At 65.2% G+C, this 19,709-nt stretch carries 16 protein-coding genes and 10 tRNA genes; 5 read left to right on the top strand and 21 right to left on the bottom strand.

The features are described from left to right. Window positions 1–33 precede the first annotated feature (33 nt). The 16 genes from AC07WC_RS02445 to AC07WC_RS02370 form a co-directional block, all read right to left on the bottom strand. Window positions 34–110 (bottom strand) — tRNA-Asp (locus AC07WC_RS02445). A gap of 90 nt (window positions 111–200) precedes the next feature. Then, window positions 201–277: transfer RNA gene (locus AC07WC_RS02440), tRNA-Asp, on the bottom strand. A gap of 107 nt (window positions 278–384) precedes the next feature. After that, a tRNA-Asp gene (locus tag AC07WC_RS02435) sits at window positions 385–461 on the bottom strand. A 27-nt stretch (window positions 462–488) separates the two neighbouring features. Further along, window positions 489–563, bottom strand: a tRNA-Val gene (locus tag AC07WC_RS02430). Between the two features lie 11 nt (window positions 564–574). Then, window positions 575–847, bottom strand: coding sequence for an HU family DNA-binding protein (locus tag AC07WC_RS02425; RefSeq protein ID WP_019185801.1), 273 nt, complete (start codon window positions 845–847; stop codon window positions 575–577). A gap of 207 nt (window positions 848–1,054) precedes the next feature. Beyond that, window positions 1,055–3,520 (bottom strand): endopeptidase La, encoded by a 2,466-nt coding sequence (gene lon / locus AC07WC_RS02420; protein WP_495208594.1) that lies wholly within the window; start codon window positions 3,518–3,520, stop codon window positions 1,055–1,057. 142 nt (window positions 3,521–3,662) lie between these two features. Further along, window positions 3,663–4,952 carry an ATP-dependent Clp protease ATP-binding subunit ClpX gene (gene clpX, locus AC07WC_RS02415; RefSeq protein ID WP_019185803.1) on the bottom strand — a complete coding sequence of 430 codons (1,290 nt, stop codon included), beginning with the start codon at window positions 4,950–4,952 and terminating at the stop codon, window positions 3,663–3,665. A 125-nt stretch (window positions 4,953–5,077) separates the two neighbouring features. Then, entirely contained in the window at window positions 5,078–5,704 is a 627-nt protein-coding gene (clpP, locus tag AC07WC_RS02410) for an ATP-dependent Clp endopeptidase proteolytic subunit ClpP (RefSeq protein ID WP_019185804.1), read from the bottom strand. Between the two features lie 65 nt (window positions 5,705–5,769). Next, a complete protein-coding gene (gene tig, locus AC07WC_RS02405; RefSeq protein WP_495208593.1) occupies window positions 5,770–7,062 on the bottom strand; it encodes a trigger factor in 1,293 nt (430 codons plus the stop codon). 233 nt (window positions 7,063–7,295) lie between these two features. Next, window positions 7,296–7,380, bottom strand: a tRNA-Leu gene (locus AC07WC_RS02400). A 106-nt stretch (window positions 7,381–7,486) separates the two neighbouring features. Then, window positions 7,487–7,750, bottom strand: coding sequence for a hypothetical protein (locus tag AC07WC_RS02395; RefSeq protein WP_495208592.1), 264 nt, complete (start codon window positions 7,748–7,750; stop codon window positions 7,487–7,489). Window positions 7,751–7,940: 190 nt separating this feature from the next. After that, window positions 7,941–8,016: transfer RNA gene (locus tag AC07WC_RS02390), tRNA-Lys, on the bottom strand. A gap of 161 nt (window positions 8,017–8,177) precedes the next feature. Continuing rightward, window positions 8,178–8,253 (bottom strand) — tRNA-Lys (locus AC07WC_RS02385). An 81-nt stretch (window positions 8,254–8,334) separates the two neighbouring features. Then, a tRNA-His gene (locus AC07WC_RS02380) sits at window positions 8,335–8,411 on the bottom strand. Between the two features lie 35 nt (window positions 8,412–8,446). Further along, window positions 8,447–8,523, bottom strand: a tRNA-Arg gene (locus AC07WC_RS02375). Between the two features lie 45 nt (window positions 8,524–8,568). Then, window positions 8,569–8,645, bottom strand: a tRNA-Pro gene (locus tag AC07WC_RS02370). A 180-nt stretch (window positions 8,646–8,825) separates the two neighbouring features. Between AC07WC_RS02370 and AC07WC_RS02365 the strand changes: the two genes are divergently transcribed. Beyond that, window positions 8,826–9,584: a Bax inhibitor-1/YccA family protein gene (locus AC07WC_RS02365; RefSeq protein WP_495208591.1), complete on the top strand. Its 759-nt coding sequence runs from the start codon at window positions 8,826–8,828 to the stop codon at window positions 9,582–9,584. 47 nt (window positions 9,585–9,631) lie between these two features. On the opposite strand, the gene AC07WC_RS02360 is transcribed toward AC07WC_RS02365, so the two are convergent. The 5 genes from AC07WC_RS02360 to grxC form a co-directional block, all read right to left on the bottom strand. After that, window positions 9,632–10,555, bottom strand: coding sequence for a LysR family transcriptional regulator (locus AC07WC_RS02360; protein ID WP_495208590.1), 924 nt, complete (start codon window positions 10,553–10,555; stop codon window positions 9,632–9,634). Window positions 10,556–10,619: 64 nt separating this feature from the next. Next, entirely contained in the window at window positions 10,620–11,318 is a 699-nt protein-coding gene (locus AC07WC_RS02355; protein ID WP_495208589.1) for a cysteine hydrolase family protein, read from the bottom strand. 197 nt (window positions 11,319–11,515) lie between these two features. Continuing rightward, window positions 11,516–12,523, bottom strand: coding sequence for an isocitrate dehydrogenase (locus tag AC07WC_RS02350; RefSeq protein ID WP_102944208.1), 1,008 nt, complete (start codon window positions 12,521–12,523; stop codon window positions 11,516–11,518). A gap of 403 nt (window positions 12,524–12,926) precedes the next feature. Next, a complete protein-coding gene (locus AC07WC_RS02345) occupies window positions 12,927–13,319 on the bottom strand; it encodes a carboxymuconolactone decarboxylase family protein (RefSeq protein WP_019185812.1) in 393 nt (130 codons plus the stop codon). Further along, entirely contained in the window at window positions 13,316–13,615 is a 300-nt protein-coding gene (gene grxC / locus AC07WC_RS02340) for a glutaredoxin 3 (protein WP_019185813.1), read from the bottom strand. The genes AC07WC_RS02345 and grxC overlap by 4 nt, the downstream gene beginning before the upstream one ends. Window positions 13,616–13,756: 141 nt before the next feature. Here grxC and AC07WC_RS02335 point away from each other — a divergent pair, with 141 nt between their 5' ends. From AC07WC_RS02335 to ppk1, 4 genes are all read left to right on the top strand, one after another. Then, entirely contained in the window at window positions 13,757–15,397 is a 1,641-nt protein-coding gene (locus tag AC07WC_RS02335; RefSeq protein WP_495208588.1) for a M48 family metalloprotease, read from the top strand. Between the two features lie 89 nt (window positions 15,398–15,486). Then, on the top strand, window positions 15,487–16,182 hold the full coding sequence (gene phoB, locus AC07WC_RS02330; RefSeq protein WP_495208587.1) for a phosphate regulon transcriptional regulator PhoB: 696 nt from the start codon (window positions 15,487–15,489) through the stop codon (window positions 16,180–16,182). Window positions 16,183–16,280: 98 nt separating this feature from the next. Beyond that, entirely contained in the window at window positions 16,281–17,621 is a 1,341-nt protein-coding gene (phoR, locus tag AC07WC_RS02325; RefSeq protein WP_495208586.1) for a phosphate regulon sensor histidine kinase PhoR, read from the top strand. Then, window positions 17,618–19,699, top strand: coding sequence for a polyphosphate kinase 1 (gene ppk1, locus AC07WC_RS02320; protein ID WP_495208585.1), 2,082 nt, complete (start codon window positions 17,618–17,620; stop codon window positions 19,697–19,699). The genes phoR and ppk1 overlap by 4 nt, the downstream gene beginning before the upstream one ends. Window positions 19,700–19,709 lie beyond the last annotated feature (10 nt).

Raw genomic sequence — 19,709 nt, 5'->3', positions numbered from 1 at the left:
GCCCTTGGTTTTCACCAAGGGCTCTTCAAAGATTGGCGGAGCGGACGGGACTTGAACCCGCGACCTCCGGCGTGACAGGCCAGCATTCTAACCAGCTGAACTACCGCTCCGCACTTGAAACTTTGCAGGCGCTCATTCTATCCGAAGATATTCAGATTGCCCACCCCGAAATACTGCTTTTTTCGAGGTTTTTTTAAAACTGGCGGAGCGGACGGGACTTGAACCCGCGACCTCCGGCGTGACAGGCCAGCATTCTAACCAGCTGAACTACCGCTCCGCGCTTGAACTTTTTCAGCCGACCAACGGTCGGCTCTACCACCTTCACCGCGACCTGCGTCGCTGGAGAAAACAAGGCCCCCGATCGCTCAGGGGCCCTATTGAAACTGGCGGAGCGGACGGGACTTGAACCCGCGACCTCCGGCGTGACAGGCCAGCATTCTAACCAGCTGAACTACCGCTCCACATTTCAAAACTTTACTGGCAGTGCCTGGTGGGTGCTGAGGGTTTCGAACCCCCGACCCTCTCCGTGTAAAGGAGACGCTCTACCGCTGAGCTAAGCACCCCAGCAAGCCGCTTAGTTTACGGCATCCTTCAGGGCTTTGCCAGCCTTGAACGACGGATTCTTCGACGCAGCGATCTTGATGGTGTCGCCGGTCTTCGGGTTGCGGCCGGTACGGGCAGCGCGGTCGCGGACCTGGAACGTGCCGAAGCCCACCAGCGTCACCGCGTCACCGCCCTTCAGGGCCTTGGTGACGGAAGCGATGACGGCATCAACGGCGCGGCTGGACTCGGCCTTGGTCAGGTCGGCGGCTTCAGCAACGGCGTCGATCAATTCGGTCTTGTTCATTCTCTACAGCTCCTTTGGCGGGGATTCCGCGGATTCAACATTGAGACACCCGACGACGATACGCCGTCGAATGCCAGTGAAGTTCTCTGTTCGCCGAATTCAGATTTACGCTGACTCGCGAGTGGTGCTTTTATACCAGTGCCCCCCTACCCGCGCAAGCTGAAAAGCCAATAACGACGCGGGTTTCGGGCATTTCCACAGGACGCGTCAGTGCTTGACGCGCGTCGTGGAAGCTGTCTTGGACTTGCCACGTACCGTGACACGCTGCCCATCTTTCTTGGGCTTCGGTGCAGTCAGCGGGGTCTCCAGGGCCAGGTCGAGCACTTCCTCGATCCACTTCACCGGCACGATCTTCAGATCACGGGTGACATTGGCGGGGATATCGGCCAGATCCTTGCGGTTTTCCTCGGGGATGATGACCGTGGTGATGCCGCCACGCAGCGCCGCCAGCAGCTTCTCCTTGAGGCCGCCGATGGCGGTCACGCGCCCCCGCAGGGTGATCTCGCCGGTCATCGCCACCTCGGCCCGGATCGGCACCTTGGTCAGCGTGGACACCAGCGAGGTGACCATGGCGATGCCTGCACTGGGGCCATCCTTGGGGGTGGCGCCATCGGGCACGTGGACGTGCACGTCGTGCTTCTGCAGGAACTCGTTGTCGATGCCCAGCCGCTCGGCGCGCGAACGCACCACCGACAGAGCCGCCGAGGCGGATTCCTTCATCACGTTGCCCAGCTGGCCGGTCAGGATCAGCTGGCCCTTGCCCGGGACCAGGGTCGATTCGATCTGCAGCAGATCCCCGCCCACTTCGGTCCAGGCCAGGCCGGTGACCAGGCCCACTTCGTTCTGCTCTTCGGCACGGCCGAAGTCGACGCGGCGCACGCCCAGGTACTTGTCCAGGTTCTTGCCGTTGACCACCACCAGCGCCTTCTTCTTCGCGCTGGTCTTGCGGCCGGCCTTGGCCGGCTTGGCCGGTGCGGCCGGACCGGCCAGCGCGATCTCCTTGACCACCTTGCGGCAGATCTTGGCGACTTCGCGCTCGAGGTTGCGCACGCCGGACTCGCGCGTGTAATAGCGCACGATGTCCTGGATCGCGTCGGACTCGATCTCCAGCTCTTCCGGCTTCAGGCCGTTGGCCTTGATCTGCTTGGGCACCAGGTAACGCATGGCGATGTTGAGCTTCTCATCCTCGGTGTAGCCGGGGATGCGGATCACTTCCATGCGGTCCAGCAGCGGGCCCGGGATGTTGAGCGAGTTGGAGGTCGCCACGAACATCACTTCGGACAGGTCCAGGTCCACTTCCAGGTAGTGATCGTTGAATGCGTTGTTCTGCTCCGGATCGAGCACTTCCAGCAGCGCCGAAGACGGATCGCCACGGAAGTCCATCGACATCTTGTCGATCTCATCGAGCACGAACAGCGCGTTCTTGCTGCCCACCTTGTTGAGATTCTGCACGATGCGGCCCGGCATCGAGCCGACGTAGGTGCGGCGATGGCCACGGATCTCGGCCTCGTCGCGCACGCCACCCAGGCTCATGCGCACGAACTTGCGGTTGGTCGCCTTGGCGATGGACTGGCCCAGCGAGGTCTTGCCCACGCCGGGCGGGCCGACCAGGCACAGGATCGGGCCCTTCATCTGCTTCACGCGCGACTGCACCGCCAAGTATTCCAGGATGCGGTCCTTGACCTTGTCCAGGCCGAAATGATCGGCGTCCAGCGTGTCCTGCGCGGCCTTGAGATCCTTGCGGACCTTGGTGCGCTTCTTCCACGGCACGCCCAGCAGCCACTCCAGGTAGTTGCGCACGACCGCGGCTTCAGCGGACATCGGCGACATCTGCTTGAGCTTGTTGAGCTCGGCCTTGGCCTTGGTCTCCACCGGCTTGGGCATGCCCGCCTCGGCGATCTTGCGCGCCAGCTCGTCCATCTCGCCCGGCGCATCGTCCAGGTCACCCAGTTCTTTCTGGATGGCCTTCATCTGCTCGTTGAGGTAGTACTCGCGCTGGCTCTTTTCCATCTGCGACTTCACGCGGCCGCGGATGCGCTTTTCCATCTGCTGCACGTCGATCTCGCCGTCGACCAGGCCGACCAGCATTTCCAGGCGGTCGCCGATCTGCAGCGTTTCCAGCAGGCGCTGCTTGTCGGCCAGGCGCACGCTGATGTGCGCGGCGATGGTGTCGGCCAGGCGCGCGGGCTCATCGATGCCGGCCAGGGTCTGCAGCAGCTCCGGCGGCAGCTTGCGGTTGGTCTTGACGTACTGCTCGAACAGCGACATCAGCGAACGGGCGATCGCCTCGATCTCGCGCGGCTCGCGCGACTCGTCGGATTCGATTTCCATGCCCACGCCGTGCAGCGAGCCATCGCGCTCGGTCACCTCGGTGACGTTGACGCGCGAGAGGCCTTCGACCAGCACCTTGATGGTGCCATCGGGCAGCTTCAGCAGCTGCAGGACCTGGGCGAGCGTGCCGACCTGGTACAGATCGGCGGCGGACGGATCATCCGTCTCGGCGGACTTCTGCGCGAGCAGCAGGATGCGCTTGTCCGCTTCCATCGCCTGCTCCAGCGCGTGCATGGACTTGTCACGGCCGACGAACAGCGGAATGACCATGTGCGGGAACACCACCACGTCACGCAGCGGCAGTACCGGCAGGTCGAGAGTCTCAGTTGGGGAACGGGCCATGTGGGCTCCAGTGGAACAGTGGGGATGGCCTCCGGGCGCCTCGCCCGGATACAAAAAAAGCCGATGGCCTCGTTATGGGGCCATCGGCTTCTAGATGCAAGCTGTTCTGAAAAATTTCTTTCAATTCAATTACTTGAACTGATTATTCAGCGCCAGCCGCCTTCTGTTCAGGCGCTGGTGGCGTCTGGTAGATCAGGTACGGTTCGGACTTGTGTTCGATCACCGATTCGTCCACCACCACCTTGCTGACGTTCTCTGCCGAGGGCAGGTCATACATGGTGTCCAGCAGGACCGATTCAACGATCGTCCGCAGGCCACGGGCACCGGTCTTGCGCTTGAGCGCCTTGCGGGCGATCGCGGCCAGGGCGTCCGGACGGAACTCCAGCTCGACGTGCTCCATCTCGAACAGCTTCTTGAACTGTTTGGTGATGGCGTTCTTCGGCTCGGTCAGGATGCGCACCAGGGCGGCCTCGTCCAGCTCTTCCAGGGTCGCCACGACCGGCAGGCGGCCGACGAACTCCGGAATCAGGCCGAACTTGATCAGATCTTCCGGCTCGACTTCGGCCAGGATCTTGCCCACTTCCTGCTTGCGCTCGGAACTCTTCACCTTGGCACCGAACCCGATGCCGCCCGAATCGTTGGACCGCTGCTGGATCACCTTGTCCAGGCCGGCAAACGCGCCGCCACAGATGAACAGGATGTTCTTGGTGTCCACCTGCAGGAATTCCTGCTGCGGGTGCTTGCGACCGCCCTGCGGCGGCACGCTGGCCACGGTGCCTTCGATCAGCTTCAGCAGGGCCTGCTGGACGCCTTCGCCGGACACATCGCGGGTGATCGACGGGTTCTCGCTCTTGCGCGAGATCTTGTCGATTTCATCGATATAGACGATGCCCTGCTGTGCCTTCTCGACGTCGTAATCGCACTTCTGCAGCAGCTTCTGGATTATGTTCTCCACGTCCTCGCCCACGTAACCGGCTTCGGTCAGCGTGGTGGCGTCGGCCATGGTGAACGGCACGTTGAGCAGGCGGGCCAGGGTTTCGGCCAGCAGCGTCTTGCCCGAACCGGTCGGACCGACCAGCAGGATGTTCGACTTCGCCAGTTCGACTTCGTCGTTCTTCTGGCGGCTCTCGATGCGCTTGTAGTGGTTGTATACGGCCACGGCCAGGGTCCGCTTGGCGCGGTTCTGCCCGATCACGTACTGGTCCAGGACCTCGAGGATCTCGCGCGGCTTGGGCAGCGAACTGCGGGCCGACTGCGCCTTCTCCTCCAGCTCCTCACGGATGATGTCGTTGCACAGCTCGACGCATTCATCGCAGATGAACACGCTCGGACCCGCAATCAGCTTGCGCACCTCATGCTGGCTCTTTCCGCAGAAAGAGCAGTAGAGGATCTTGCCGGTGTCCGTGGAACGACCTTGGCGGTCTTCGCTCATGCTTCGCTTACCCAGTTACCCCACCCGCTGAACGGGGGTTCGATTCGAGAATAGCACAGGGTCAGGAGGACGCCAGTCCTGCCCGACCCGGTGGAAACAAGCCGGTTTCCCGGCCTGGCACAACGTTACGCCGGCTGGATCGACTCTTCCGGACGACGCTCCAGGACCTGGTCGACCAGACCATAGGCCACGGCATCGGCCGCGCTCTTGAAGTTGTCGCGCTCGGTATCCCGGGCGATGGTCTCCAGCGACTGGCCGGTGTGCTTGGCCAGCACTTCGTTCAGGCGCGAACGCAGGGTCAGGATTTCACGGGCATGGATGTCGATATCCGTGGCCTGGCCCTGGAAGCCGCCCAGCGGCTGGTGGATCATCACGCGCGAGTTCGGCAGCGCGTAACGCTTGCCGGCCGCGCCGGAGGCCAGCAGCAGGGCGCCCATCGAGGCGGCCTGGCCGACGCAGATGGTGCTCACGTCCGGCTTGATGTACTGCATGGTGTCGTAGATCGCCATGCCGGCGGTGACCACGCCACCGGGCGAGTTGATGTAGATGCTGATGTCCTTTTCCGGGTTGTCCGCTTCCAGGAACAGCAGCTGCGCCACCACCACGTTGGCCATGTGATCGTCGATCGGGCCCACGAGGAAGATCAGACGCTCCTTCAACAGGCGCGAATAGATGTCATAGGCGCGCTCGCCGCGGCTGGTCTGTTCGACCACCATCGGAACCATGTTCAGGGCTGTGGTTCGGTTGTCCATTAGTGAGGCACCTATTTTGGGGGGAACGACCCCGCGCCAGGGCGCGGGGCGTAAAACACGACCGCTTACTGGCGGATCGCGTCCTGGAACGACAGCTTCTCTTCGGTGTGCTGGGCGCGCTCGGCGATCCAGTCGATCACCTGCTCTTCCATCACGCGATTCTGCAGCCCACTCATCAGCTGGGGGTCATTGCGGTACATCTCAATGACCTGCTCCGGCTCTTCGTAGGTCGAGGCGATCAGGCGCATGGTTTCATTCAGGCGCTTGGGATCCAGGCGCAGGTCGTTCCTGCGGGCCACTTCGCCAACCAGCAGGCCGACCAGCACGCGCTTGGCGGCGGCGTCCTTGAAGCCTTCGTGGGCGTCGGCCGGGACATCGCCCGGGTTGCGGCCGCTGCGGCGGATCTGCTCGAGCTGCTGGTCCAGCATGGCGCGGGCTTCGTTCTCGACCAGGCGCGGCGGCATTTCCACCGAGGCGTAGGCGGCGATCAGCTGCTCACCGACTTCGCGGCGCAGGCGGTTCATCAGGGCACCCTTGAGCTCACGCTCCAGGTTGGCGCGGATGTCCTTGCGGAACTGCTCCACGTCGCCACCCTTCACGCCGAAGCTCTTGATGAACTCGGCATCCACCTCCGGCAGCACCGGCGCGGACACGTCCACCGCCTTGACGGTGACCTTGACCTGCTTGCCGGCCAGCGCGGGGACGCGCCAATCGGCCGGGAACTCGACGTCCAGGGTCTTTTCTTCACCGGCGGTCAGACCGACCAGCCCCTGTTCGATCTGCTCGAACATCATGCCCTGGCCCACGATCACGCTGCCCTTTTCGGTACCTTCGGCCGGCAGGCGCTCATCGCCAGCCTGCGACCAGGTTTCCAGGGCGACCAGATCGCCGTCCTGGGCGCCACGGGTGACCGGGCTCCAGCTGCGACGCTGTTCGCGCAGGTTGGTGATCATCTGGTCGATGTCGGCGTCGTTGATTTCAGCAACGTGGCGGACCACGGTCAGCTTGCTGACGTCCACGTCGCCGAAATCCGGCACCAGCTCGACGGTGGCCACGAAGGACAGCTCGCCATCGCCCTTGTCGATGCGCGGGGTACCGGCGATGCGCAGCTCATGCTCGCGCAGGGCGGCATCGAAGGTCTCGCGCAGCAGGCCGTCGACGGCTTCGCTGCGGACCTGCTGGCCGAAACGCTGCTCGATCACCTTGGCCGGCACCTTGCCCGGGCGGAAGCCCTTGATGCGCGTGGTGCGGGCGATTTCGCCCAGACGGCCGCTGATGTGCGTCTGCAGACGGTCTTCCGGCAGCGAGAAGGTCAGGCGGCGTTCCAGATTGCCAGTGGATTCGATCGAAGCTTGCATGTTGACTCCTGCCACCGGCGGCATGAGCCCCGGCACGATGTGATGGATGAAACGGGTTTTGGACGCGGGGCCGTGGACGCGCATGCCCGCCGCAGCCCTGTAGTTTCGCCGATAAACGCCAGCGCCGCCAGCGCGGGCCGAGAACGTCCGGGGCCGCCAGGGGCCCAGCATGTGGCCGTCTCCCCGATCCGGGACGTGCCCATGGTCATGGTGCCGGCGAAAACGCCCTGCACTGGTGCGAAAGGGGGGACTCGAACCCCCACGCCTTGCGGCACTGGAACCTAAATCCAGGGCGTCTACCAATTCCGCCACTTTCGCGAGCCTGGAAGCTCAGGCGCACATTGTTGCAGGCGGGGCGGCAAAGCGAAAGAACGTCATGTTGCTTAATGGGGTGAGGCAGGTGCCCCACCCCACGGATCAACTGCTACCTGGCCAACAGCGACACCGACGGCTGGAAGTCGCCCTCCGGCAGAGCGTGGCGCTCCACGGTCTGCTGGTGGGCCTGCATGGATGCGGGGACCAGCGATTCGAGCGGGCGGAAGTCGCTGGCAGCAAGATCGTGGCGTACGACGGTGATGGCGTAACCGGCCGCGGTGGCGTGCGGCGCGAGGACAGGTGTTTCGGCGGCCGTGGCGGTGGTGGCCGCACAGGCGGTCAACGCCAGGGCGAGAAGGATCCGGCAAGTCATGATGGGTCTACCTCGATGGGCGCCGTGGGCGCGGTCCCTCGAGTGGACCCTGATTGCCGGTTGCGATCCGTGCGCTGCCGCGCAGGTTGGGCACGCAGGGTGTCGCGCTCGACCCTGGTTTCAGGAGGCTTTCAGATACACGCGGGCGGAAAAGAAAAAAGCCGCCTGGCGGACCAGGCGGCTTTCAACTTGGTGGGCTGTCAAGGATTCGAACCTTGGACCTATTGATTAAGAGTCAACTGCTCTACCAACTGAGCTAACAGCCCGAAAATCGGGAGGCGAATTATGCAGGGTTTTCTGCGCGCGACGCAAGCGTTTTGTTTGAATGAATGTCCAACGGCGGCGGCAGACCGTCAACGGCCAGCCTGTTCAACCTGATGTCTCGAACAAGAAAAAAGCCATCGGGCGGACCCGATGGCTTCTATCTTGGTGGGCTGTCAAGGATTCGAACCTTGGACCTATTGATTAAGAGTCAACTGCTCTACCAACTGAGCTAACAGCCCTGAAAAACCCAGGCGCACATTGTAGCGTGTGTGCTGCCTTTTGCAACCCGGGTTCACTTTCGATGAACCCGTTTGAATCAGTGGGGTGGCTGAGGGGACTCGAACCCCCGACCACCGGAATCACAATCCGGAACTCTAACCAACTGAGCTACAGCCACCACTGAAAACCTTGCTTCCTACCGCTTGCACCGAATGGCGCGCCCGACAGGAATCGAACCTGTAACCGCCGGCTTAGAAGGCCGGTGCTCTATCCAGTTGAGCTACGGGCGCTCGATCCGGATTGTCGCATTCCAATCCCGATTTGAGCAGCGGGCTTGGTCGGGGTAGAGGGATTCGAACCCCCGACATCCTGCTCCCAAAGCAGGCGCGCTACCAGACTGCGCTATACCCCGGCGGTTTGTTTCCCTCCGAGGTTCCCCCCCCGAAAGAGCCGCCTATTGTGGGAATCAGCGTGGCATCTGTCAACGGTTTTCACACATCAATTCACATGCGGCCATCACCGGCGGCCGCTTCGGCTATGCTCGGGTCAGCGGCCGGATGGCCGGACCCCTACCCCATCAAGGAGATTGGCAATGCGCAGCGGCAATCCCGCACTTTCCGAGTCGACCTTCCTCGACCTTGCCAGCGGCTCGGTCGTGGCCCGCCCCGACCAGGCGATGACCATCAACGGTACCGTCAACAAGACCGGCATCCTGTTGCTGCTCACCGTGCTGACCGCCGCCTTCGCGTGGAGCCAGTCCATCGATGCCTACGGCCAGGTGTCCTCCAGCGCGATGATGTACAGCATCGGTGGCGCGATCGGCGGCCTGGTCCTGGCCCTGGTCACCGTGTTCAAGAAAGAATGGTCGCCGGTCACCGCGCCGATGTACGCCCTGGTGGAGGGCTTCTTCCTCGGTGCGATCTCGGCGGTGTTCAACATGAAGTTCCCGGGCATCGTATTCCAGGCGGTGCTGCTGACCTTCGGCACCCTGTTCGCGCTGCTGATGCTGTACCGCAGTGGCGTGATCAAGGTCACCGAGAAGTTCAAGATGGGCGTGTTCGCCGCGACCGGCGGCATCGCCCTGGTGTACCTGGCCTCGTTCGTGCTCAGCTTCTTCAACATCAACGTGCCGGTGATCCATGACGCCAGCCTGCTGGGCATCGCCTTCAGCCTGTTCGTGGTGGCCGTGGCCGCACTGAACCTGGTGCTGGATTTCGACTTCATCGAAACCGGTGCCGCCGCACGCGCCCCGAAGTACATGGAGTGGTACGGCGCATTCGGCCTGATGGTCACGCTGGTGTGGCTGTACGTGGAATTCCTGCGCCTGCTGTCCAAGATCCAGCAGCGCTGAGCCACGCGCATGCCGGAAAGTGGGAAAGGCGCCGAAAGGCGCCTTTTTCATGCCTCCGGCGGTACCGAACGCTGTTGCTGGAGTCCGGCGTAATGCCGGGCCATGAACTCGGCCAGCGCGCGCACCTTGGGTGCCAGCTGGCGGGCATGCGGATACACCGCGTAGTAGTGCCGGCGCCCGGCATGGTGCTGCGGCAACACCCGTACCAGCCGACCATGGAGCAGATCGTCCTGCACGGTCAGCCGGGTGAACGCGGCGATGCCCTGCCCGGCCAGCACCGCCGCATGCAGCGCCGGTATCGCGTCCAGGCGCAGCCGGCCCTGCGGCACCACCTCCGACTGCACGCCACGCGCCGAGGTCAGCGACCACGCCGCCAGCGCACGTGCACCCGCGAAGCCGATCAGCGCATGCCGGGCCAGATCCGTCGGCTGACGCGGCAGTCCGCACTGCGCGATGTAACGCGGTGATGCGACCAGCACCATCTCGGTGACGGCCAGTTCGCGCGCCACCAGGGTACTGTCCGCCAGCGGCCCTGCGATGCGCAGGGCCATGTCGAAACCACCGCCGATCAGATCGACCAGGCGATCATCGCAGGACAGATCCAGCTCGATGCCGGGGTACTGCTCCAGGAACGCAGGCAGCCATTGCGCCAGTTCCAGCGTCCCGATCACCAGCGGCGCACTGACGCGCAGCAGCCCGCTCGGTGCGTCGTGATCGGCCTGCAGGCGCTGCTCGGCGACCTCCAGGCGATCCAGGATCTCCACGCAATCCTGGTAGTACGCGCGCCCCGCTTCGGTCAGTGTCAGCCGGCGGCTGTTGCGGTCGAGCAGGCGTGACCCGAGGTGCGCTTCCAATTGACGTAACTGCCGCGACATCGACGAATGGGTGGTCTCCAGGCGCTCGGCGGCGGCAGTGAAACTGCCGGCATCGACGATGCTGCGGAACGCCTTCATGGCGGAAAACTGGTCCATCACGCTCTCGTGCAGCTGCCGACACCCAGGGTGTCGGCAGCATAGCAAGGCCGTGCGGTACGACTCAGCGGACCGGCAGCGCCAGGATCTGATCGGTGGCCAGCACGGTGCCGTAGGTATCTTCGATGCTGGCCAGCGCCGCCGCATGCAGGCTGGCGTGCCCGACACGGCTGCCATCCTGCAGATCCAGATCGCGGGTGGCCGTGGCGTCGGAGGACACGATCACGTTCAGGCCCTTCGGCGCCGCATCGCGTGCGGCACCGGCGACACAGGCGTGGGTCTGCAGGCCGGCGATGATCAGGGTATCGACGCCGGCCTTCCTGAGCGCCTGCTCCAGCACCGGGCCGGACGCACCGGCGAACACGCTGACGTTGTCCTTGGCGATCACCTGCTCGCCCTTGCGAGGCTGCATCTGCGGATGGAACTGGACGCTGCGGCTACCTTCGGCGAACAGCGGTGCACCGGCCGGCAGCACATGCTGGACGTGGATCACCGGGATCTTGTGGGCATCGGCGAAGGCTACCAGCCGGCGGGTCTGGGCCAGCGCGGCATCGCCATCGGGGATCGGCATGCGGCCGCCGGCGAAGTACTCATTCTGGAAATCGATCACCAGCAGCGCGGTCTTGCCCGCCGGCAGTGCGTCGGCGGGCTGGGCGCCGGCCATGTGGCGGATGGTCGGGTGAGCCGGCTCGGCGCTGGGCTGCGCGGTCGCGGTGGCCACGCCGAGGATGCCGGCCAGGCCGATCAGGGAGGCGAAGTTCATGGGAAAGCTCCTGCTGTGTTGGTTGGGACGGGTGCATGGTGCGCGCCGCATCCGTGCATCAACAGCCCTGAACGCAAACACCATCTGTGCAGTTTTTGCACAGATTGAAGAAGCCGCCTCCGGGATCGACCGACGCCGGGCAACAAAAAAAGCGGGACGCCGAAGCGCCCCGCTTTCTGGACAACCGACCCGCGCGCTTACAGGCGGCTGGCGATGGCCTGGGCGAAGCCCATGGTGTTGCCGGTGCCGCCCAGGTCGCCGGTCAGCGAGTCCTTGGCTTCCAGCGTGGCCACGATGGCCTTGCGCAGGCGTTCGGCATTGTCGGTCTGGCCGACATGGTCCAGCATCTGCGCGGCGGCGAGCAGCAGTGCGCACGGATTGGCCTTGCCCTGGCCGGCGATGTCCGGCGCGGTGCCGTGTACGGCTTCGAAAATCGCTGCGTTCTCGCCGATGTTGGCGCCCGGGGCCAGGCCCAGGCCGCCGACCAGACCGGCACACAAGTCGGAGATGATGTCGCCGAACAGATTGGTGGTCACGATCACATCGAACTGTTCCGGACGCATCACCAGCTGCATGCAGCAGTTGTCGACGATCATTTCCTGGAACTCGATGTCCGGGTACTTGGCCGCCACTTCGCGCGCCACGGCCAGGAACAGGCCCGAGGTGGACTTGATGATGTTGGCCTTGTGCACGGCGGTGACCTTCTTGCGGCCGGTGCTGCGGGCCAGCTCGAAGGCGTAGCGCACGATGCGCTCGGAGCCCTTGCGGGTGATGCGGGTGCCGGAGAAGGCGGTCTCGCCATCGGCCGACACTTCCTGGCCTTCGGCCAGGTAGGCGCCTTCGGTGTTCTCACGGACGGTGATCAGATCCACGCCGTCGCCGAAACGCGACTTGGTGTTCGGGAACGACACCGCCGGACGCACGTTGGCGTACAGGTCGAAGTGGCGGCGCAGGCTGACGTTGATCGAGGTGAAGCCACCACCGACCGGCGTGGTCAGCGGGCTCTTCAGCGCGATCTTGTTGCGTGCGATCGACTCCAGCGTGGACGCCGGCATCAGATCGCCGTGCTTTTCCAGCGCGACCAGGCCCGCGTCGGCGTCTTCGTATTCAAAGCCAGTGTCCAGCTTGCCGAGCACGAACAGGGTAGCGTCCATGATCTCCGGGCCGATGCCGTCACCGCGGATGACCGTGATTTTCTGCGTCATTGATGTGTATTCCGAACCGAGGGGGGAGCGCCATCCGTGAGGTGCGCGAAGCGCGGGCGCAAGGGAAGTTTCATCGGCAATTATGCCTTAGCCGGGCCAGACGTCCCAACTAGACCATTGGCGCAGCCCGGCAAAGGCACAATTGCCCGCGCATTCCTCCTCTACCCCGCGCCGTTGGCGCGCCCGCTTCAACAGAAGGGGGCTCTTCTCCAGACACACCTTCGGTAGTGCCGGCCGCTGGCCGGCAACCAGGGGCTGAACGAGGGGTAGCCACCGACCGCTGGTCGGTGGAAACGTAGTCCAGAAGATGAACGGGAGACCGTTGAAGCACCGAGAGCGCTGGGGGCCAACGGAGCCGACCAACGGTCGGCTCTACCGCGGCGGGGCCGTGCCGGCCCCGACCTCAATGTTCGTGGACGGCCGGCGCTTCGGCGCCACCTTCGAGCTGGTCCAGGAAGTCCACCGCGCGGCGCAGGTGCGGGATCACGATCGAGCCGCCGACCACCAGGCCGACCGAGAAGGTCTCGAAGAACTCTTCGCGGGTCACGCCGGCGTCCTTGCACTGGGCCACGTGGTAGCTGATGCAGTCATCGCAGCGCAGCACCATCGAGGCGACCAGGCCCAGCAGCTCCTTGGTCTTCACATCCAGCGCGCCGGCCTGGTAGGTCTGGGTATCGAGCGCGAAAAAGCGCCGCACGACCTGGTTGGGCTCGCCCAGGATGCGCTGGTTCATGCGCTGGCGGAACTCGGTGAACTCGGCGATGCGGTCCTTGCTGCCGTCGTCGGCCGCGCTCATGCCGGGTCCTGCCCGGCCAGCAACGGCTCCAGCTTGCCGGCGCGGTGCAGGGCCATCATGTCGTCGTAGCCGCCCACATGGACCTCGCCGACGAAGATCTGCGGCACGCTGGTGCGGCGGGTCTTGGCCATCATCTTCTCGCGCTCGACCGGGTCCAGGTCGATCCGGACCTCGGTCCAGTCGCGGCCCTTGCTCTTCAGGAAGTTCTTGGCGGCCACGCAGTACGGGCAGACCGCGGTCGAGTAGATGGTGATGGCGGGGGCGCCACCGGGGGTGGAAACAGCATCTTGGCTCACGGGAAACTCCACAGCGGAACGTTGGTCTGTATATGGTAGCGGTCCGCTGGATTTTCCACGTCACCGCCGCAACACTGTGGTTTAACTGCAGGTTGCAGTGGCTCTGTCACGCTGTCGTCCGCTTTCCCCCAGGAGCTTCGTTTGCGCCCCTTGCTGCTCTCTGCCGCGTTGACCCTGGCCCTGGCCGTGCCCCTGGCCGGGGCGCAGGAAAACAAGCTGCCGGACATCGGTTCCTCGGCCGGCGAGCTGCTGACCCCGGCCCGGCAGGCCGAATACGGCGGGATGATGCTGCGCGAACTGCGCAACTACGGCTATCTGCTCGATGACCCGCTGGTCGATGACTGGCTGCAGACCATGGGCGCCCGGCTGGGCTCCAACAGTGCCCAGCCACGCCAGTCCTACACCTTCTTCATGCTCAAGGACCGGCAGATCAATGCCTTTGCGACCCTGGGCGGCTATATCGGGGTCAATGCCGGCCTGGTCCTGACCGCCGAGCGCGAGGACGAAGTCGCCGCGGTGCTGTCCCACGAGATCGCCCACGTCACCCAGCAGCACGTGCTGCGCGGTGTCGAGCGTGCCCAGCGCGACCAGATCCCGATCCTGCTCGGCATGCTCGCCGCGATCGTGGCCGCGCAGCAGGCCGGCGGCAACTCCTCCGGTGACGCCACCATGGCGGCGATCACTTCGGGCATGGGGCTGATGCAGCAGCGCCAGATCAACTACACCCGTTCCAACGAATCCGAGGCCGACCGCCTGGGCATCCGCACCCTGGCCCGCAGCGGTTACGACGTGGATGCCATGGCTGGCTTCTTCGAGCGGATGTCAGCCTCGATGCGCGGCAACCAGGGCGGCTACAGCGTCCCGGACTTCCTGCAGACCCACCCGGTCACCACCACCCGCATCAGCGAGGCCAAGGCCCGTGCCGAGCAGATGAAGAAAGACACGGTGCTGCTGACCACCGAGGTGCCGGGCGGCGTGCGCCAGGAACGGGTGAATCCCTCCGATCCGGCCCTGTCCGATCCGCTGGTGCGGCGGAGCAACCCGTTGCTGCCGGCCTCGATGCAGATTTCGGTCAATTCGCTCAGCCGCGGCAGCACCGGCCAGTTTGAATGGGCGCGCGAGCGCCTGCGGGTGCTCAGCGCCGACACCCCCGGCGACGTGATCCGTGAATATGAAAGCCTGCAGCGCGCGCAGAAGAATGGGCTGACCGAGCCGCAGCGTTACGGGCTGGCGCTGGGCCGGCTGCGCAACAGTGCCGCCGCGCAGGCCAGCCGCGACCTGGGCGAACTGCTGCGCGACCATCCGGACAACGTGTGGGTGGCGCTGGCGCTGGGCGAGGCAGAGTCGCGCAGCGGCCAGCCGGCGCAGGCCAACGCCCGTTTCGAGACCTTGATGCGCCAGCACCCCGGCAGCCGCCCGGTGGCGCTGACCTATGCCGCCATCCTCAATGAACAGGGCGGACGCGAAGCCGGCCAGCGGGCGCAGGCCATGCTGCGCCCGATGCTGTCGCAAAGTGGCAATGATCCCGTCTTCCAGCAACGCTTCGCCCGCGCCAGCGAACTGGCCGGGGATACCACCCGGGCCAGCGAGGCCTACGCAGAAGCGGCGTTCCTGAGCGGCCGCCCGGAGCAGGCGCTGATCCAGCTGCAGGCATTGAAGCGGCAGCCCGGCCTGGATTATGTCGGTCGGGCGCGGGTCGATGCCCGGATCGAGAGCATCACCCCGACCGTGCTGGAAATGCGCCGGCAGGGGATCGACGATCCGGAGCTGGACCGCCGCTAGCGACGGGAACGGCTACCTCGTCACAAACCTGTCATGAAACCGTAGTCTACTGAGCTCAATCCCGATCTGATGAGCAATACGGTGGGCACGTGCAGAAACGCATCCTGATCGTCGATGACGAACCCGCGATCCGCGAAATGGTCGCCTTTGCTCTGCGCAAGGGCGACTATGACCCGATCCATGCCGGCGACGCCCGCGAGGCGCAGACCGCCATCGCCGACCGTGTCCCGGACCTGATCCTGCTGGACTGGATGCTTCCGGGCACCAGCGGCCTGGACCTGGCCCGGCGCTGGCGTAAGGAAGCCCTCACCCGTGAGGTGCCGATCATCATGCTGACCGCGCGCGGGGAGGAGAACGACCGCGTCGGCGGCCTGGAAGCCGGTGTCGACGACTACGTGGTCAAGCCGTTCTCCGCCCGCGAGCTGCTGGCCCGCATCCGTGCGGTGATGCGACGTGCCCGTGACGATGACGAAGACGGCAGCGTGGAGGTCGGTACGATCCGCATCGACGGCGCCGCGCACCGCGTCTTTGCCGGCGACCAGCCGGTGCCGATCGGTCCGACCGAGTACCGCCTGCTGCATTTCTTCATGACCCACCCCGAGCGTGTGTACACCCGTGCCCAGCTGCTGGATCACGTGTGGGGCGGCAGCGTGTACGTGGAGGAGCGCACCATCGACGTGCACATCCGCCGCCTGCGCAAGACGCTGGAGCCGTTCGGCGCGGAGAACATGGTGCAGACCGTGCGCGGCGCCGGCTACCGCTTCTCGACCTCGACCTCGACCTGAGTCTCGTCGGGCCGGTGCCGGGCGCGCATGCCCGGTTCCGGCCACTCCTGCTATAACCTTGGATCGAGTCCGAGGACCGCACTTTCTGCGAGACCGCAATGCCCCGCCACATCCGTTCTGCCTGGTTGAAAACGCTGGCCACCCTCGCCGCCCTGCTGCTCGCGGCCGGCTTGCTGGGCCTGGCAGTGGGACATGTCTGGATGTGCATCGCACTGGCCTCCATCGGCGCACTGGCCTGGCATTACTGGCGGCTGCGCCGGGTGCTGCGCGGGCTGACCGCGCGCCATCGCTGGGACATGGGCGACGGCACCGGCGTATGGAACGAGCTGGACCGCCTGCTCTATCGCAATCAATGGGAAATGCGCACGCGCAAGCGTCGCCTGCTCGACATGCTGCGCAGTTATCGCGCCGCCGCCGCCGCGCTGCCCGATGCCGTCGTGGTGGTCGACCGCAACAGTCAGCGCGTGCAGTGGTTCAACGAAGCGGCCACGTCGCTGCTCGGCCTGCACCATCCGGGCGACCTCGGCGAAGCCCTGGTCGAGCGCCTGCAGCCGATGCCGTTGGCGCACTGGCTGGCCGGCGGCCGCAATGCCGAACCGATCCTGGACGTGCCCTCGCCGGTCGATCCCGCGATCCGCCTCAACCTGCGACTGATTCCCTACTCGCCCGACTACTGGTTGCTGATCGCGCGCGACGTCAGCAAGCTGCTGCGGCTGGAGCAGGTCCGCCGCGACTTCGTCGCCAACGTCTCGCATGAACTGCGCACGCCGTTGACCGTCGTGCACGGCTACCTGGACATGATGGACCCGGAGGACTTCCCCGGCACCGGCCCGATGCTGGAGGAAATGCGCAAGCAGTCCCAGCGCATGGCGCAGCTGGTCGAAGACCTGCTCACCCTGTCGCGGCTGGAATCGCAGGAACATACCGAAGCCGAAGCCGTGGCGATGACGCCGATGCTGGCCACCCTGCGCCGCGAGGCCGAAGCGCACAGCCAGGGCCGCCACCAGATCAACATCATCGATACCGCCGGGGTGGACCTGCAGGGCTCCAACAAGGAACTGCACAGCGCGTTCTCCAACCTGGTCACCAATGCCGTGCGCTACACCCCGGCCGGCGGCCGGGTGGAAGTGGAGTTCGCCCGCGAAGGGGATGGCGTAGTGCTGTCGGTGCGTGACACCGGCTACGGCATCCCGGCCAACCACCTGCCGCGCCTGACCGAACGCTTCTACCGCGTCTCCAGCAGCCGCTCGCGCGAGAGCGGCGGCACCGGCCTGGGCCTGTCGATCGTCAAGCACATTCTCGGCCTGCACCATGCCCGCCTGGAGATCCAGAGCGAGGTCGGCAAGGGCAGCACGTTCTCCTGCCATTTCGATGCCGACCAGGTGCGTGCGCGCACCGAAGTCGCCTCCCTTCCTTCAGCCGAAGACTTTTCCGCATGAGTACTCCTGTTCCCGTCGCCGTGCCCGTGGACGGCGATCCGCTGCGCGACCCGGCGCTGTACATCAACCGTGAACTGTCGCAACTGGATTTCAATTTCCGGGTGCTGGCCCAGGCCATGGATCCGCAGGTCCCGCTGCTGGAGCGCCTGCGTTTCATGTGCATCTCCTGCACCAACCTGGATGAGTTCTTCGAGATCCGCGCGGCCGCCGTGCGCCATGCGCAGGAGTTCGGCCTGCCGCCGGCGCCGGACGGCATGACGCCGCAGGCGATCCTCAATGCCATCCATGACCGCGCCGCGCAGCTGGTGGACCAGCAGTACCGCTGCTGGAACGAAACCCTGCGTCCCGCGCTGCACGAGGCCGGCATCGACGTGCTTGGCCGGCACTCCTGGAACCACCGGCAGAAGCGCTGGCTGCGCGCCTACTTCCGCAACGAGATCATGCCGGTGCTGTCGCCGCTCGGGCTGGATCCCTCGCACCCGTTCCCGAAGATCCTCAACAAATCACTGAACATCGTGGTGGTGCTCAAGGGCACCGATGCGTTCGGCCGCGCCGGGCACCTGGCGATCGTGCGTGCGCCGCGCTCGCTGCCGCGCATCATCCAGTTGCCGGAGAAACTCGGCGGCCCGCAGACCTTCGTGTTCCTGTCCTCGGTGCTGTCGACCTTCGTCGATGAAATGTTCCCGGGCATGGAAGTCCAGGGCGCCTACCAGTTCCGCGTGACCCGCAACTCCGAACTGGTGGTGGACGAAGAAGAGGTCGAGAACCTCGCCCTGGCACTGCGCGACGAACTGGTCGACCGTGGCTACCGCCCGGCGGTCCGGCTGGAGATCGCGCAGGATTGCCCGCGCGACATCGTGCGCACCCTGCTGCAGAACTTCGGGCTGACCGAAAACGCGGTCTACCGCATCGACGGCCCGGTCAACCTCAACCGCGTGATCCAGCTATACGACGTGATCCAGCGACCGGAACTGAAGTACCCCTCGCTGAGCCCGCGCACCCTGCGCGACAGCGACGGGATCTTCGAGATCGTGGCGCGCCGCGATGTACTGCTGCACCACCCCTTCGATGCGTTCACCGCCGTGCTCGACGTGATCAAGCAGGCCGCGGTCGACCCGAACGTGCTGGCGATCAAGCAGACCCTGTACCGCACCGGCAAGGACTCGTTGATCGTGGACGCGCTGATCCAGGCGGCCCGCAACGGCAAGGACGTCACCGTGGTGGTCGAACTGCGCGCGCGCTTCGATGAAGAAGCCAACCTCGGCCTCGCCGACCGCCTGCAGGAAGCCGGCGTGCAGGTCGTGTACGGCGTGGTCGGGTTCAAGACCCACGCCAAGATGCTGCTGATCGTGCGTCGCGAAGGCCGCAAGCTGCGCCGCTACGTGCACCTGGGCACCGGCAACTACCACAGCGGCACCGCACGCGCGTATACCGACCTGAGCCTGATCACGGCCGACCCGGACATCGGCGACGATGTGCACCTGCTGTTCCAGCAGCTCTCCGGGCTGGCCCCGCAGATGAAGCTCAAGCGTCTGCTGCAGTCGCCCTTCACCCTGCACCCGGGCCTGCTGCAGCGGATCGAGCGCGAGACGCGGCTGGCGGCCAGTGGGCGCGCCGGGCGGATCATCGCCAAGATGAACGCCCTCAACGAACCGCAGATGATCCGCGCGCTGTATGCGGCCTCGCAGGCGGGCGTGCAGATCGACCTGATCGTGCGCGGCGCCTGCACCCTGCGCCCCGGCATGCCCGGCGTCTCGGACAACATCCGGGTGCGCTCGATCGTCGGCCGCTTCCTGGAGCACAGCCGGGTCTATTGGTTCGGCAATGACGGCGCCTCGGAGCTGTTCTGCGCCAGCGCGGACTGGCTGGAGCGCAACCTGCTGCGCCGGGTCGAGACCTGCTTCCCGATCCTGGACCCGGAGCTGGCACGCAAGGTCTACCGCGACGTGCTGCAGAACTACCTGGACGACAACCTCAACGCCTGGGAACTGCAGGCCGACGGCAGCTACATCAAGTGCACGCCCGGGCATGACGAGCCGCCGCACGCCGCGCAGATGGCCTTGCTGCAGGGTCTGTAGGTACCGACCG

The sequence above is a fragment of the Stenotrophomonas sp. GW821-FHT01H02A genome (genome assembly GCF_059422145.1).
The sequence above is the reverse complement of the archived record's forward strand: the minus strand, read 5'-3'. Positions and strand labels throughout refer to the sequence as shown.